Consider the following 15,086-nt stretch of genomic DNA (forward strand, 5'->3'; position numbering starts at 1 on the left):
CCTGAGTCACTGAGGTCACTGAGGTCACTGAGGAACGCCGGCGGCCGATGCCGACGCGGGCGGCGTGGCGGCGGGACCGGGCGTACCGCTCGGCGCCCCGCCGGGGCCGCCCGTGGTGCCCGTGGTGCCGCCTGTCGTCCCCTGCACCGTCCCTGCGGTACCCGCCCCGCCAACCGTTCCGCCCGTTCCGCCCGTTCCTCCGGTTCCACCCGTTCCACCCGTTCCTCCGCTGTGCGTGGCGGTGGGCGACGTGGTGACGGGTCCGCCCGTGCCGGGGCCGCCCACCGAGGGTGCGGGTCCGGGGCCTTGCGGCCCGCCCGGCCCGCCCTGTCCTCCCGGTCCTTGCGGTTCTCCGGTGCCGCCCTGGCTCCGGCCGCCCGTGCGGCCGGGGTCGCCGCGGTCCTGGGGCCCCGTCGGGTCCCCGAACTCCCGCGGGTCGAACGGGAACCGGCTCTCGTCGATGTCCTCCACCACCGAGAGGTCGAAGTCCTTCACCGGGCTGCCCTTCAGCGCAGCCGCCGTGTACCGGGCCCAGACCTCGGCGGGCGCGCCGCCGCCGTTGATCCGGGCCTGCCCCATCGCCCCGTACAGCGGGGTCTGCGCGCCGGTGCCCGGGTTCTGGCCCATGACGGCGACGACGGTCACCAGGTCGGGCGTGTAGCCCGCGAACCAGGCGGCCCGGTCCTCCTCGGCCGTGCCGGTCTTGCCGGCCGCGGGCCGGCCGGCCGCACTCGCGGCGGCCCCCGTGCCGCCGTCGACCACGCTGCGCAGAACGGCGGTCGTGGTGTCGGCGGCCTCGCGGGAGACGACACGGCGCATCCGCTGCGCGGGCAGCGCGATCTCCGTGCCGTTCCTGGTGACCTGTTCGACCAGCGTGTACGTGCCGTGCCGACCGTGGTTGGCGAGGGTGGCGTATGCCTGCGCCATGTCGAGGACGCTGGCGGTGGCCGTGCCGAGCGCGATGGACGGCGAGGCCGTGAGGTCCGGGGTCTTCTCGGGCAGGCCGAGGGCGACCGCGGTCTGCCGCACCTTGCCCGGACCGACGTCCACGGCCATCTGCGCGTAGACGGCGTTGACGGACTCGTCGGTGGCCCGGCTGACGCTGATGGGACCGTAGGAGACGTCGTCCTCGTTCGCGGGCGCGTACGGCGCGCCGCTCCAGCCCTCGACGCGACGCTCGCTGGTGCCGTCGTAGACGGTGTTCGGGGTGATGGGGCTCCCGTCCTGGGTGGTGGAGCCGTGCTCGACGGCCGCGGTGAAGACGAACGGCTTGAAGGACGAACCGACCTGGTAGTCGCGCCGGGTGGCGTTGTTGACGTACTGCCGGGTGTAGTCGACGCCGCCGTACATGGCGAGGACCTTGCCCGTGGCCGGATCGATGGAGACGCCGCCGACACGGACGTTGCGGTCGACCTTGCGGGTGGCGTCGAGCCGTGAGGTGACCTGCTCGTCGACGGCTTCGGTCAACGCGTCCTGCTTTCCAGGCTCCAGGGTGGTGGTGATCCGGTAACCGCCGGCGGCGAGGGTGTCCTCGTCGACGATCCCGTTGGCGGCGAGGTACTCCTCGACCGCCTGGACGATGTAGCCGCGCTGGCCGGACAGGCCACCCGCGGCCCTGGCGGGCTGCGGCGCGGGGAACTCCATGGCGGCGCGCTCGGCCGGGGTCAGCCACCTCTCCTTGACCATGCCGTCGAGCACGTAGGTGAACCGGCCCTGCGCCGCGTCCCGGTTGTCCGGGTGACCGGCGACGTCGTACGCGCCGGGGGCCTTGAGCAGCGAGGCGAGGTACGCGCCCTCGGCGGTGTCGAGATCGGTGACGTCCTTGCCGTAGTACGCCTGCGCCGCGGCCTGGATGCCGTATGCGTTGCGGCCGAAGTAGCTGGTGTTGAGATAGCCCTCGAGGATCCGGCTCTTGCTCACCTCGCGGCCGAGCTTCACCGCGATGAAGAACTCCTTCACCTTGCGGGTGAGTGTCTGTTCCTGGCCCAGGTAGTAGTTCTTGACGTACTGCTGGGTGATGGTGGAGCCGGACTGCTTGCCCTTGCCGGTGACGGTGTTCCAGGCGCCGCGGAGCATCGCCTGGGGGTCGATCGCGGGCTTGGAGTAGAAGTCGCGGTCCTCGGCGGCGAGGACCGCGCGCTGCACGCCGAGCGGGATCCGGGAGAGGGAGACGTTCTCCCGGTTGATTTCGCCGTCGCGGGCGATCGGCGTGCCGTCCTTGTAGAGGTAGACGTTGCTCTGGGCGATCGCGGAGGCGTTGGCCGGGGGGATGTCGACGAGCAGATAGCCCGTGAGAAACCCGCCGATGAGGACGAGCGCGCCGATCAGTGCGGCACCCAGCGTCATGCGCCACGTGGGGATGACGCGGCGCCAGCCGGTGCGCCTGCGGCGGCCCTTGCCGTCCTTCCTCCCCTCTTCGGCGGGTGCCGCCGACGCCGGAACCGCGGTCGTGGCCGACGCCGGAACCGCGCTCGTGGCCGGCGTCGGAACTGTCGCGTCGCGGGGTGTCCAGCCCTGCTGCGAATCGTCGCTCATGTCCCCATAGTGCACTTTGCGACCTCATAACCCTTGCATCCCGATACCTCCGTCCGGAAATACGCTCGCGACCCGGCATCGCGGTCCGCTAGGGTCGGGCGCTTTGGTCCCCGGTCCCGGCCGGAGTCAACGTCCGCGTGGGAAGGAGCTGTTGTGCGGCTGTACGCGGTCGTCGCGGCGGGTGGGTTCCGGCGCTATGCGACGTACCGGGTGGCGACGGCGGCCGGGGTGTTCACCAACACCGTCTTCGGCTTCATCGTGGCGTACACCTATATCGCCCTGTGGGACGAGCGTCCGCAGCTCGGCGGATACGACCTCTCCCAGGCCCTCACCTATGTGTGGCTCGGCCAGGCGCTGATGATGACGTGCGCCATGATGGGCGGCGGTTTCGAGGACGAACTGATCGAACGCATCCGCACCGGCGACATCGCCATCGACCTCTACCGCCCCGTCGACCTGCAACTGTGGTGGCTGGCGGGCGATGTGGGCCGGGCCGCCTTCCACCTGCTCGGGCGGGGCATCGTGCCGATGGTGCTCGGCTCGCTCGCCTTCGACCTGGCGATGCCCGCATCCCCGCTCACCTGGCTCGCCTTTCTCCTCGCGGTCACGCTCGGCGTGATCGTCAGCTTCGCGGTGCGCTTTCTCGTGGCACTGTCCGCGTTCTGGCTGATGGACGGCGCCGGAGTCATGCAGATCTGCTGGCTGGCGACGCTGTTCTTCTCCGGGATGATGCTGCCGCTCAACCTCTTCCCGGGCGTCCTCGGTGAAGTGGCGCGGGCCCTGCCCTGGTCGTCGCTCCTCCAGGTCCCCGCCGACATCCTCCTCGGCAAACACGCCGGCTGGGACCTGCTGGGCGTCTACGCCTTCCAGGGCGGCTGGGCGCTCGCGCTGCTCGCCGTCGGCCGCCTGCTGCAGTCGGTCGCGACCCGGCGGGTGGTGGTCCAGGGTGGCTGACGCTCTGCGGGCGTACGGGCTGATCGTCGCGATGTGGATCCGCTCCACCATGACCTACCGGGCGTCGTTCGCCATGACGGCGTTCGGCAACTTCGCCGCCACCGGCTTCGACTTCGTGACGATCCTGCTGATGTTCTCGCACATCGACGCGCTGGGCGGCTACTCGCTGCCCGAGGTCGCGTTCCTGTACGGGACCACCAGCACGGCCTTCGGCCTCGCCGACCTCGTCATGGGGTCCATGGACCGGCTCGGGCGGCGGGTGCGCGACGGCACGCTGGACACCCTGCTCGTACGGCCCGTCCCCGTGCTCGCCCAGGTCGCCGCGGACCGGTTCGCGCTGCGCCGGCTCGGCCGCGTCACCCAGGGGCTGCTGGTGCTGAGCTACGGGCTCGCCGCCCTGGACGTCGAATGGACGGCCGTGAAGGTGGTGATGGTGCCGCTGATGGTGCTCAGCGGCGGGGCCATCTTCGCGTCCGTGTTCGTGGCGGGCGGGGCGTTCCAGTTCTTCGCACAGGACGCCTCCGAGGTGCAGAACTCCTTCACGTACGGCGGGAACACCCTGCTCCAGTACCCGCCGTCGATCTTCGCGAAGGACCTGGTGCGCGGGGTGACGTTCGTCGTGCCGCTGGCCTTCGTCAACTGGGTTCCTTCGCTGTACGTGCTGGGCCGTGAGGATCCCCTCGGGCTGCCGGGCTGGCTGGCGTTCCTGCCGCCCGTGGTGGCCGCGGGGTGTTGTGCCCTCGCGGGACTGGCGTGGCGGGTCGGCCTTCGTTCGTACCGCAGCACGGGAAACTGAGGGGCTGGTCAGGACATGGATTTCATCGAACTCGACGGGGTCGAGAAAGTCTTCGACGTACGCCGCAGGACCGGGCGGCTGCGCCGTGAGCGGCATCAGGTACGGGCCGTGGACGGCATCAGCTTCACCGTGCCGCGCGGCGAGATGGTCGGCTACATCGGCCCGAACGGCGCGGGGAAGTCCACCACGATCAAGATGCTGACCGGGATCCTCACCCCGAGCGGCGGCCGGCTGCGGGTCGCGGGCATCGACCCGTCGCGCGAGCGGACCCGGCTTGCGCAGCGCATCGGTGTGGTCTTCGGGCAGCGCACGACCTTGTGGTGGGACCTCCCGCTGCGCGACTCCTACCGGCTGATGCACCGTATGTACCGCGTACCGGACCCCGTCTTCCGGGAGAACCTGGAGCGCTGCGTCGAACTGCTCGACCTGGCCGAGCTGCTGGACGTGCCGGTACGCCAACTGTCCCTCGGACAGCGGATGCGCGGCGACATCGCGGCGGCCCTGCTGCACGACCCCGAGGTCCTCTACCTCGACGAGCCGACCATCGGGCTGGACGTGATCTCCAAGGCGAAGGTGCGCGAGTTCCTGCGCGATCTGAACGCCGAGCGCGGCACGACGGTGCTGCTGACCACGCACGACCTCACCGACATCGAGCAGCTGTGCAAGCGCGTCATGGTCATCGACCACGGGAAGCTGATGTACGACGGCGCGCTCGCCGGACTGCACGAGGTGGGGGAGAGCGAGCGGACGCTGATCGTCGACCTGGAGCGGGAGATCCCGCCCATCGCCCTGGACGCAGCCCGGACGGTGAAGGTCGAAGGCCCCAGGCAGTGGCTGGCGTTCCCCGCCGCCATGTCGGCGGCTCCGCTGGTCGCGGCGCTGGCGGATAGGTATCCGCTGGTCGACCTGTCGGTACGGGAGCCGGACATCGAGGCCGTGATCGCAAAGATGTACGCGGACCGGTCGGCCTGACTACGCTGGCGGTATGACCGACGAGCTCCCCGAGATGCGAGCGTCCGACTCCGAACGGGAGCGCGTGGCCGAGCGGCTGCGCGAAGCCGTGGCCGAGGGGCGGCTGGACATGGAGGAGTTCGAGCAGCGCCTGGAGGCCGCGTACACCGCGCGCACGCACGGCGAACTGGCACCGCTGGTGCGTGACCTGCCGCCGAGCGGGACGATCGCGCCGGTCGGTGCCCCCGCTCCCGCCCCGGCCTCGGGCCGCTGGGCGGAACGCATCGGCAGGCCGGCGACGTCGAAGGGGGCGTTCGCCTTCTGGGGCGGGTTCGGGCGCAAAGGGACCTGGACTATCGGCCGCCGGTTCACCGCCTTCACCCTGATGGGCGGCGGGGAGATCGATCTCCGCGAGGCGCGCTTCGAGGACCGCGAGACGGTGATCACCTGCGTCGCCGTCATGGGCGGCGTGCAGGTCGTCGTACCGCCCGACCTGAACGTCGAGGTCAGGGGCATCGGCCTGATGGGCGGCTTCGGCGAGCACGGCAGTGTCGACGGCGAACCGGACCCCTCTGCACCGCGCGTGATCGTCAACGGCGTGGCCCTGATGGGCGGCGTCGGGGTGGAGCGCAAGCGCACGAGGGCCGAGAGGCAGCGCCTGAAGGCCGAGAAGGCGGAGAATGCGGAGCGGGCGCGGCTGGAGAAGCGGGAGCGCTCGGGGAGGAACGACGGCGACGGCCGCAAGGAGCTGGGCTGAGGGACCGGGGGCCAGGCCGCGGGCGGTTGGCGAGCCGGGTTGGCGGGGTTGTTGTCGGGCTCCCGGGGCAGGTTGCGCCGTCGGCCGGCTGGGACGGGTCCGGGTTGGCGGCCAGGCCGGTTGGGGCGATGGCAGGCCGCCGGGCAGGGGGCGGGAGGTGCCGGGTGGCGGGGCCGGGACATGGAGCGGTGGCGGCCTGGGCTGCGTGCTGCTGCGAGGCGCGGACGGGACGGTGCGGTGCGCCAACCTCGCGCGGGCGGCACGGCCGCCCGCGCGCTCAGAGCGCCTTTGTGTCGACCGACGCGCCCATCCGGGCGTAGCCCGCGTCGCTCGGGTGCAGATGGTCCCCGGAGTCGTACACCGTACGCAGCCGCTGGGGTGCGTACGGGTCGCGCAGCGCCCGGTCGAAGTCGACGACCGCGTCGAAGATCCCGCCCGAGCGGATCGCCTCGTTCACCTCGATGCGCTCCGCCTCCACGGCCGGAGTGCAGCGCAGATGCCCGCCGCACGGCAGGAGCGTCGCGCCGACCACGCGCAGTCCGTGCGCACGGGCCCGGCGGCTCAGTTCCGTCAGGCCGGTGACGACGCTTTCGCCGGTGGTGGCGTACGGCGCGCGCAGCAGGTCGTTGATGCCGATGGCGACGATCACGGTTCTGGCGCCGGAGCGCCCGAGCACGTCGCGGTCGATGCGATCCAGCGTGCTGGGGCCGCGGTCGTGGCTGAGGAGCCGGTTGCCGCTGATGCCCTCGTTGAGCACGCCGTAACGGCCGGCGAGCCGGTCGGCGAGGACGTCGGGCCAGCGGCGGTTGGCGTCCGGGGTGGAGGAGATCCCGTCGGTGATCGAGTCCCCGACGGCGACGACCGCGCCGCGCGCCTCCGAGGTGAGCACGTCGACGGCGGTGACGTGGTGCCAGGAGCGGATCTGCGCGGTGTACGCGTCCCCCGCCTCGTCGCGCGTGCGGTCGCCGTCGGCGAGGTAGGAGGTCTGGCGGGCCTGGGTGTGCGTGGTCACGGCGCCGCCGGAAGCGGGCGTGTGGACGGTGACGAGCAGATCGCCGTCGTACGGGATGCGGAGCACGACCGGGTCGCTGACCAACTGCCCGCCGGGGGCGACGGTGGCGCCCGGCGCCCTGCCGAAGGTGACCTGGCGCAGCGTTCCCCGCACGGCCTCCGGGCCGTCTCCCGCGCGCACGGCGAGGGAGACGGCGGATATGCGCAGCGGCAGGGTTCCGTAGAGGTTGGAGACGGTGACGCGGGCGGCTGTGCCCCCGATGCTGGTGTGCACGACGTTGCGTACGGAACGGCCGTCCCGGCCACCGTGCGCCCTGTTGGCGGTGGCCGGCGGCACGACGCCGACGGGGCTCGCCGACCAGGTGCCGATCCACACGGGGGCGGCTGCCGGGGGTGTGCGAAGGGCCGGCTTGTCCTTGACGGCGCCGACACCGAGATAGATACCGCCGCAGATCAGAACGACCGCGGCCATGAGGGCAGCGAGACCTGCATACCCCTGACGCTTGCTCATGGACACATCATCGGGCATGCCGCGGGAACTCGACGTGCCGCCCAGGAGTACACGAGGTAGGGACAATGCGTACGGTACGCATGCGCGGACGGGTGGAGCGGGATGGAACGCACAGAACCGGATGAGCCGGACCTGCCCTCGGGGACGGCGTCCGGCACCGCGGGCACCGGCGGCCGCGCGGACACCGGCGAGGTCGGCGGCACCGGCGGGGGCAGGGCCGTCGGCGGGAGCACCGGAGCGGCGGTCACGGCGGGCGGGGCGGCCCCGGGGCGCGCCCTCCCCGGTGCCGCGCTGCCCGGTGCCGCGCTGCCCGGTGCCGCGCTGCCCGGGTTCGCGTACACCGAGGCCGACGAGGAGAAGCGCCAGGGCGTACGGCGCATGAAGACCACCGCCACCGGCCTGCTCCTGCTGGTCGCGGTGATCTTCGTCCTCGCCACCTGGGCGAAGAACGCGGGCCTGGGTGCCTGGTCCGGATACGTCGCCGCCGCGGCCGAGGCCGGCATGGTCGGCGCGCTCGCCGACTGGTTCGCCGTCACCGCGCTCTTCCGCCACCCCCTCGGCCTGCCCATCCCGCACACCGCGATCATCCCGAACAAGAAGGACCAGCTCGGCACCTCACTCGGCTCCTTCGTCGGCGAGAACTTCCTCTCCCAGGGCGTCGTACGCGCACGCCTGCACGCCCTCGGTATCGGCGGCCGCCTCGGCGCCTGGCTCGCCGAGCCCGCCCACGCCGACCGCGTCACCGCCGAACTGTCCACCGCCCTGCGCGGCGCGCTGACCGTGCTGCGCGACTCCGACGTCCAGGCGGTCGTCGGTGAGGCCATCACGCGCCGCGCGGACGCCGCCGAGATCGCGCCCGGTGTGGGCAAGACGCTGCAGAAGATCGTCGCGGACGGCGCACACCACCGGGCTGTCGACCTGATCTGCGCCCGCGCCCACGACTGGCTGATCCTGCACTCGGACTCGGTCATGGACGCGATCGAGGGCGGTGCGCCCGGCTGGACGCCGCGGTTCGTGGACCGCAAGGTCGGCGACCGCGTCTATCGCGAGCTGCTGCGCTTCGTCACCGAAATGCGCGACATGCCCGGCCACCCGGCGCGCAGCGCGATCGACCGCTTTCTGGGGGACTTCGCGGCCGACCTGCAGTCGGACAGCCAGACGCGCGAGCGCGTCGAGCGGATGAAGTCGGAGTGGCTCTCGCGCTCGGAGGTGCAGGACGTCATCGCGTCGGCCTGGTCCTCCGTACGCGGCATGATCATCTCGGCCGCGGAGGACGACCGCAGCGAGCTGCGACTGCGCGCCCGGGCCTCGCTGCTGTCGCTGGGCGCCCGGCTGGCGACGGACAGCAGGCTGCAGGCGAAGGTGGAGGGTTGGGTCGAGGACGCGGCGGTGTACGTGGTCACCACGTACCGCACCGAGATCACCTCGCTGATCTCGGACACGGTCGCGAGCTGGGACGCGGAGCACACCTCGCGCAAGATCGAGGCGCACATCGGCCGTGACCTGCAGTTCATCAGGATCAACGGCACGGTCGTCGGCGCTCTGGCCGGTCTGCTGATCTACACCGTCGCGCATGCGCTGGGGGCGTGAAAGGCCCCGCCGGCCAGGGTGTACGCCGGGCGTGACGGCGGCGGCCGAGGCGGGACGTGCGCTGGGCGCGTAACCGGTCCCTGCCGACGGTCACGCGCCCAGCGCCTCTAGGGGAGGTGTCATGGAATACGTACGGCGGACCCGGAGTGTTCAGCGCCCACCGGAGGATGCCCGAGGCGGTTACCCGCCACTGAGCGGACGAGCTCAGCGGCTCCGGCGGGTGACCGCGACGGACGCCAGGGCGACGCCGGCCGCCACCGTGAGGACGGCCGGCCACGCGCCCACCTTCCTGGCCAGGGGATGGGACCCGGCGAAGGCGGCGACGTACGCGGCGCTCAGCCCGGCGGCGGCCTTCGGCCCGGCGTCCCGGTGCCACTGACGTGCGGCGACGGCGCCGGCCGCGGCGAGGGCGATCCCGCCGAGGGGGCGCTTCTTGGTGAAGCGGGCGACGGAGTACCCGCCCACGAGTCCGCCTGCCGCCACCGCTGCCGCGGGAACCTTGGCCATGGTGCTGCCGCCTTTCACTGTCGAACGTCGACCTGGTGAGCCGTAATGAGCCGTAACGCCCGTAACGAGCCCCGTAACGAGCCTAGAGCGCCGGTGAGCTGCCTCAGCCCGCGCCCCACGCTCCCGTCCCTCAGCGCTCTCAGTGCTCTCGGTTCCCTCAGTGCCCTCAGTGCCCTCGGCGCGCTCAGTGGAAGAGCTGACCGCGCACCGCGCCGTCGGGGAACTTCTTGGTGTGGATGTTCGAGTAGAACCCCCACGGGTTGTGTTGGATCTCCTCCAGCAGCCCCTTGTGCTGGTGCTCCAACCGCCCCGAAACGGCGAAGAGACCCTCCGGTACGGGCTTGTTGAGAAGCCCCAGCACAACGTCGCCGTTCTTTCCGAACCCGCCCTTGTGGATGTGGGCGGCCTGGGGGGCCTGGATGTTGACCCAGGCGAGCGAGAAGTCGACGTTGCGGCCGGCGGGGTGCAGGAAGGTCACCGCGTACCCGTCGTCGTCCCCCACCTTGTGCGCGTCGGTGACCGGGACTTCCTGCGCGCCGCTCGACAACGCCCGCAGCTTGCCGCCCTTGATGATGTGCAGCGGGTTGATGTTCTTCTTCAGACGTTTCAGTTGCCCGCGTACGGCGCCGCCCGGGAACTCCTTGCTGTGCAGGTTCAGATAGAAACCGGACGGATGCTCGCGGATGCTGTCGGCGAGCTTGGCATCGGTGAGTTCCGTGTGCCCGGCCGCCGAGTGGATGGTGTCGGGCATCTCGGTGCCGAACAGCGGGACCTTCACGTCGCCGTTCTGTCCCGCGGCACCCTGGTGGATGTGTCCCTGGCTCGGCACGAACCCCTTCCACTGCATCGCGAAGACGACCCGGTCGCCCTTCACCTTGACGAGGGCCACGGCCTTGCCGTCGGGGTCGTTGACGGCGGGCCCGCCTTCCTCGGCGACCTCGTGCGCGCCGGTGAGGACGGCGGCGAAGGTGACGGCGTGGCCGTGGGCCGGTTTGGTGAACGTCGTCGCGCCGCCGCTCGCCGCCGTGGTGTGGCCCCCTCCGTGGCTGTCGTTCGCGGACGCGGGAACCGCGCCCGCCGTGGCGGCGAGCACGATGGCGGCCGACACGGAGACGTGACGCACGGAGACGTGGCGACGCACGGAGACGTGACGCGAGACGTGGCGCTTGTGCATGGCGGATGAACCTCCCATTGGGGGCCGACCCGGTCGTGGCCGGTCGGCGTCAAGTACGGGCCCTCCCGTCGCCCCGTTCAAAGGAGATTTCCGCGAATCCAGTTGAACGACCGGTCAGTCGGACCCGTACATCCCGCCGTACGTTGCTTCCCGCCAGACCGGAATCCGAGGGGATCTCACCATGCGCGGCACCCGCACCGCAGCGACCACAGCGACCACGGCGACCACAGCCCGGACCAGAAGCCTCCTCGCGGCCCCGCTGATCGCGCTGGCGCTGCTCACGGTGACGTCGTGCGCGGACTCCGGCGGTTCCGGCTCCGGATACGGCGCGGGGGCGGCCTCCCCGAGCGCCGAGCAACCCGCAGCGGGGCAACCGAAGCAGCCGGAGGCTGAGCCCCCCGCCGATGCGGATGCGCCGGTCGGGGACGCCGACCCGGAGCCCGCTGCCACGCCCGCGACCGTCACCGTCGCGACGGCGGAGTCCGAGCTCGGCACGATCCTCGTCGACGGCAAGGGCCGTACGCTCTACGGCTTCACCAAGGACAAGCCGGGCCAGGCCAACTGCGACGCCGACTGCATCGCCGTCTGGCCGGCCCTCACCACCGTGAACGACGTGAAGGCGGGGCCGGGCGCGCAGGCCGGGCTGCTGAAGGAGGCGAAGTTCGGCGCGGGCGCGGAGCAGGCGGTCTACGGGGACTGGCCGCTGTACTACTACGTGGGCGATGTGGTGCCCGGGGACGTCAACGGCCAGGGTTTGGACGGCGAGTGGTTCGTGATCGCAGCGGACGGCAAGCTGATCAAGAAGGAGGCGGAGACGGTGGTCTGAGGCTCCTGCGCTGCCTCAACCTCCTCGTTCGTCCGTCACTCGCAGGCGACGCCGTCGCCGTCCCGGTCCAGGTGGCGCCCGTATCCGGGGTCACCGGCGTGGATGGGAGCGGCACCGGCGGCGCGTACCGCGGAGCAGTTGGCGTAGTACGTGCTACCTCCGGAAGTGCCCCCAGAGCTGCCTCCATTGCCCCCACTGCCACCGCTGCCCCCGCTGTACGGCTCGCAGCCGACGCCGTCGCCGTCCCGGTCCAGGTGGCGTGCGTAGCCGGGGTCACCTTCGTGAACCGGTGCGGCTCCCGCCGCTCGCGCGGCATCGCAGTTCGCGTACGACACCTTCGGCGCGGCAGGCACCTCGGTCGGCTTCGGCGTCGGCGTGGGCTTGGCAACGGTGATCCGTACGACGGCGGTGCCACTGAGCGAGGCGTCGCCCTTCACCTCCACGCGGTACGTGAACTCGTCCTCGCCTGCGTAGCCGGGCGTGGACGTGTAGACGATGTCGGTGCCGTCGACCGTCGCCGTGCCGTGTGACGGAGCGGTGTCCACGGTCACGGTGAACCCATCGGTCCCGAGGGCGCTTTCGAGGCCTTCGGCGATGGCACCTTCCTGCGTGAGGGTGTCGTTCTCCAGGACTGCCACGACGATCTCCTCGCCCGCGTCCGCGCTCTCCTCGTCGTCGACGAGGTCGAGGACGGGTGGGGGAGTCGGGGAGGGAGCGGGCGTTTCCTGCGTTGCGGCGCTGGACGTGGCTGCGACGGGCTTCGCGTCGTCGCTGCCCCCGCCGCACCCCGCGAGAACCGCACCCAGGACCGCGACAGTGGCCACGACCCGACCGCGCGCTCTTCGTATGGACATATGTGCCCCCCAAGACCGATGAAGCGGAACCGCAGGTACCGAGCATGGCACCGAGGTGAAGGAAATGTGAGGGGATCGCGCAACAGTGATGAGTGCGTGCGTGGAGGCACGCGCCTGCCGACCGGGTGGGTCCGGGCCGTGCTCGTCCCGGAATCGACCCCCGTAGGATCAGATCCTGGACTCAGGGGGAGTTGTGCGCAGGCACGGGAACGCACCGGCTCGGCCGCCTCGGCTGCTGCGTGCCGTGACGGTGACCGCGGCCTTCGCTGTGGCGCTCGCTCTGCTCGCCGCGATCGTGTGGTTCCTGCCGGGCGTGGTCGTGGACCACGACCTCGCGGGGGCGAACGTGGAGCCGAAGGAGCGGCTGAGCGCGGTCAACAACGTCCGTGCCACGCTGTTGCAGGCCGTGGGCGGACTCGCCATCTTCGCCGGTGCGTACGTCGCCTGGCGCCAGATGCGGGTCGGGCAGGAGGGTCTGCACGCCACGCGCGAGGGGCAGATCACCGACCGCTTCGGCCAGGCGGTCGACCAGACCGGGAGCGACAAGCTCGACGTTCGGATCGGCGGCCTCTACTCCCTGTGGCGGGTGGCGGAACACTCCCACCGGGACCGGGAGGCGGTCATCGCCATCATGGCGGCGTTCCTACGGATCCACCTGCCGTGGCCGCCCTCGTCGCCGGACGCGCCTGCCGCCGACGCGCCCATCAACTCCGTACCACCCCTGGAGACCAGGGCCCCCGACGCCCAGGTCGCGTTGACCTGCCTCGGCGTCCTGGGTGAGGGCCGCCGCCCGGAATGGCTCAACCTCATCGCCACCGACCTCCGGCGGGCCGACTGCGACGGCCTTCACCTACAAGGAGTCATCCTCGACCGCGCCTGTATGGCGGCGGCAAGCGTCTTCCGCGTCGACCTGACCCGCGCCTCCCTGGCGGGAGCGATCCTGCGCCAGGCCGAGCTGGCGACATCGATCCTCCGCGCCGCCCGCTGCGTGGACGCGGATCTGCGCGGCGCCCGGCTCGTCGAAACCGACCTGGCGGAGGCCGACTTCACGGACGCTGACCTGCGGGAGGCAGACCTGTCCGGGGCCTGGGCGGCCGGCACGGTCTTCCGCCGTGCGGATCTGCGCATGACGAACCTGCGGAACGCGGACCTGAGCACCGCGGACCTGTTCGAGACCCTGTTGGAGGGGGCTCACGCGAATGCGGCGACGCGCTGGCCGGCGGGTTTCGACCCCACGGCCCGGGGAGTGACGTCGCGGGAGGGCCCGGAGGAGGACGGGCCCACCTCCGCGACCGTCTCGGGCTTCACGCTCCGTACGGACCTGCCGGAGCTGCGGTCGTATCCCTGAGCCACGCACACGGCCGCTTCATGGCCCCACGGACTGCAGGAACTCCCGTACTACCGCGCTGAACCCCGCCGGGTCCGACTCGTGCACCGTGTGCCCGGTCGGGAGCCGGGCGAGCCTGGTTCCGGGGCGTCGGGCCACGATGTCCGCGGCGTGTCCCTCGCTGAGGACATCGCTGCGGGTGCCATGGACCAGCAGCGCCGGGCAATCGCTCGCCAGCCAGTCCTCCCAGTGGTCTCCGTTGAGACACTGCTGTGAGACCACCATGTCCTTCGGGTCGAACACCGGCCCCCAGCCGTCGCTGTGCTCGCGTATCGCGTCCCCGAGATGGCGCGCCGACTCGCCCAGCCCCTCGATCAGCGCCGCGCGCGTCGGGGCCCGCCGTGGCCACGACAGGCAGAACGACAGGTCGTCGTCGACCTCGGCGCCGATGTCCTCGACCACGAGGGCGCTCACCAACTCGGGGCGGCGCGCGGCGAGCTGGTAGGCGTTGACACCGCCGAGCGAGTGCCCGAGGACCACGACGCCGCTGAGCTCGAGGTGGTCGAGCAGTGCTGCCGCGTCCCGTATGTACCCCTCGCGCGAGAAGTCCCCGGGGCGGTCGGAACGCCCATGGCCGCGCTGGTCGAGGGCGATCACCCGCCACTCGGGGGCGAGGTCACGAGCCGTCGCCGCGAACGTACGTCCCTCGCCGAAGTGCCCGTGCAACGCGAGCAGGGGCCGCCCCGGCCCGCCGAAGTCCAGGTACGACAGCCGGTGCCCGCCCGCGTCGAACGCGCTGCGCGTCGGTTCCTCGCCGGCGGGCTCTCCGGCCGGCAGACCAGCGACCGACGACCCACCGACGCGCGACGCGGGCAGCGTGCCGAGCCGCGCCTCGACCCGGCCGCGCAGCAGCCCGTACTCCTCCGCCCGCCGCAGCGGGCGTCCGACCGGACGTGGAACGATCCGCCGTCCGGTCACCACCTCCCCGACGCGGAACTGCTCACGGGTGAGGTCTATCTCGACGCCGCTCGGCAGGACGTTCCACCAGTGGTAGCCGCGCTGCTCAGCCCCGAGCCGCACCTCCCCGACGGCAAGGTCGCCACCGAGCACGTCGTGCACGACCAGCGCGGTGATGTCGCAGTGCCCCCAGGCCGGGTTATCCCCGGACCAGGCGGCACGCGCCACGTCATCGGGCGAACACGTGTCGGCGGCCCAACTGGCGCGCAGGGCGCCCTCGAGGTCGGTCAGCGTATGCGGAGTCATGCTCTTCAGCATGCCGCAGCCCACTGACAG

Annotated in this window: 13 protein-coding genes; 7 read left to right on the plus strand and 6 right to left on the minus strand. The window is 71.7% G+C overall.

The features are described 5' to 3' along the window. Positions 1 to 24: 24 nt before the first annotated feature. Entirely contained in the window at positions 25 to 2,535 is a 2,511-nt protein-coding gene (locus tag J7E88_RS17180; protein WP_215181932.1) for a transglycosylase domain-containing protein, read from the minus strand. Positions 2,536 to 2,688: 153 nt separating this feature from the next. On the opposite strand from J7E88_RS17180, the gene J7E88_RS17185 reads away from it, so the two are divergent. The 4 genes from J7E88_RS17185 to J7E88_RS17200 are packed head-to-tail and all read left to right on the plus strand — an operon-like array spanning position 2,689 to position 5,993. Next, positions 2,689 to 3,489 carry an ABC-2 family transporter protein gene (locus tag J7E88_RS17185; RefSeq protein ID WP_215181934.1) on the plus strand — a complete coding sequence of 267 codons (801 nt, stop codon included), beginning with the start codon at positions 2,689 to 2,691 and terminating at the stop codon, positions 3,487 to 3,489. Continuing rightward, on the plus strand, positions 3,482 to 4,285 hold the full coding sequence (locus tag J7E88_RS17190) for an ABC transporter permease (RefSeq protein WP_308307521.1): 804 nt from the start codon (positions 3,482 to 3,484) through the stop codon (positions 4,283 to 4,285). Before J7E88_RS17185 ends, J7E88_RS17190 begins: the two co-directional genes overlap by 8 nt. Before the next feature lie 15 nt (positions 4,286 to 4,300). Then, positions 4,301 to 5,257: an ATP-binding cassette domain-containing protein gene (locus J7E88_RS17195; protein ID WP_215181936.1), complete on the plus strand. Its 957-nt coding sequence runs from the start codon at positions 4,301 to 4,303 to the stop codon at positions 5,255 to 5,257. A 34-nt stretch (positions 5,258 to 5,291) separates the two neighbouring features. Next, complete coding sequence (locus J7E88_RS17200; protein ID WP_215182170.1) at positions 5,292 to 5,993, plus strand: DUF1707 domain-containing protein; 702 nt, start codon at positions 5,292 to 5,294, stop codon at positions 5,991 to 5,993. Positions 5,994 to 6,270: 277 nt separating this feature from the next. Here the strand turns inward: J7E88_RS17200 and J7E88_RS17205 are convergent, their stop codons facing one another. After that, positions 6,271 to 7,515 carry an SGNH/GDSL hydrolase family protein gene (locus J7E88_RS17205; protein WP_215181938.1) on the minus strand — a complete coding sequence of 415 codons (1,245 nt, stop codon included), beginning with the start codon at positions 7,513 to 7,515 and terminating at the stop codon, positions 6,271 to 6,273. A gap of 102 nt (positions 7,516 to 7,617) precedes the next feature. Here J7E88_RS17205 and J7E88_RS17210 point away from each other — a divergent pair, with 102 nt between their 5' ends. Beyond that, positions 7,618 to 9,105, plus strand: coding sequence for a DUF445 domain-containing protein (locus J7E88_RS17210; protein WP_215181940.1), 1,488 nt, complete (start codon positions 7,618 to 7,620; stop codon positions 9,103 to 9,105). A 204-nt stretch (positions 9,106 to 9,309) separates the two neighbouring features. On the opposite strand, the gene J7E88_RS17215 is transcribed toward J7E88_RS17210, so the two are convergent. Both J7E88_RS17215 and J7E88_RS17220 read right to left on the minus strand, forming a co-directional pair. After that, positions 9,310 to 9,612 (minus strand): hypothetical protein, encoded by a 303-nt coding sequence (locus J7E88_RS17215; RefSeq protein ID WP_215181942.1) that lies wholly within the window; start codon positions 9,610 to 9,612, stop codon positions 9,310 to 9,312. Between the two features lie 184 nt (positions 9,613 to 9,796). After that, complete coding sequence (locus J7E88_RS17220; RefSeq protein WP_215181944.1) at positions 9,797 to 10,786, minus strand: CHRD domain-containing protein; 990 nt, start codon at positions 10,784 to 10,786, stop codon at positions 9,797 to 9,799. Between the two features lie 181 nt (positions 10,787 to 10,967). On the opposite strand from J7E88_RS17220, the gene J7E88_RS17225 reads away from it, so the two are divergent. After that, positions 10,968 to 11,612, plus strand: a complete 645-nt coding sequence (locus J7E88_RS17225) for a hypothetical protein (protein ID WP_215181946.1) — start codon at positions 10,968 to 10,970, stop codon at positions 11,610 to 11,612. Positions 11,613 to 11,647: 35 nt separating this feature from the next. Here J7E88_RS17225 and J7E88_RS17230 read toward each other — a convergent pair whose 3' ends face one another. Further along, positions 11,648 to 12,436 (minus strand): excalibur calcium-binding domain-containing protein, encoded by a 789-nt coding sequence (locus tag J7E88_RS17230; RefSeq protein WP_308307522.1) that lies wholly within the window; start codon positions 12,434 to 12,436, stop codon positions 11,648 to 11,650. Positions 12,437 to 12,710: 274 nt separating this feature from the next. Here J7E88_RS17230 and J7E88_RS17235 point away from each other — a divergent pair, with 274 nt between their 5' ends. Continuing rightward, positions 12,711 to 13,814: a pentapeptide repeat-containing protein gene (locus tag J7E88_RS17235; protein WP_215181950.1), complete on the plus strand. Its 1,104-nt coding sequence runs from the start codon at positions 12,711 to 12,713 to the stop codon at positions 13,812 to 13,814. Between the two features lie 18 nt (positions 13,815 to 13,832). Here the strand turns inward: J7E88_RS17235 and J7E88_RS17240 are convergent, their stop codons facing one another. Continuing rightward, on the minus strand, positions 13,833 to 15,056 hold the full coding sequence (locus tag J7E88_RS17240) for an alpha/beta fold hydrolase (protein WP_215181952.1): 1,224 nt from the start codon (positions 15,054 to 15,056) through the stop codon (positions 13,833 to 13,835). Positions 15,057 to 15,086: the final 30 nt, after the last annotated feature.

This window comes from Streptomyces sp. ISL-10 (genome assembly GCF_018614575.1).
Classification (GTDB): Bacteria; Actinomycetota; Actinomycetes; order Streptomycetales; family Streptomycetaceae; genus Streptomyces.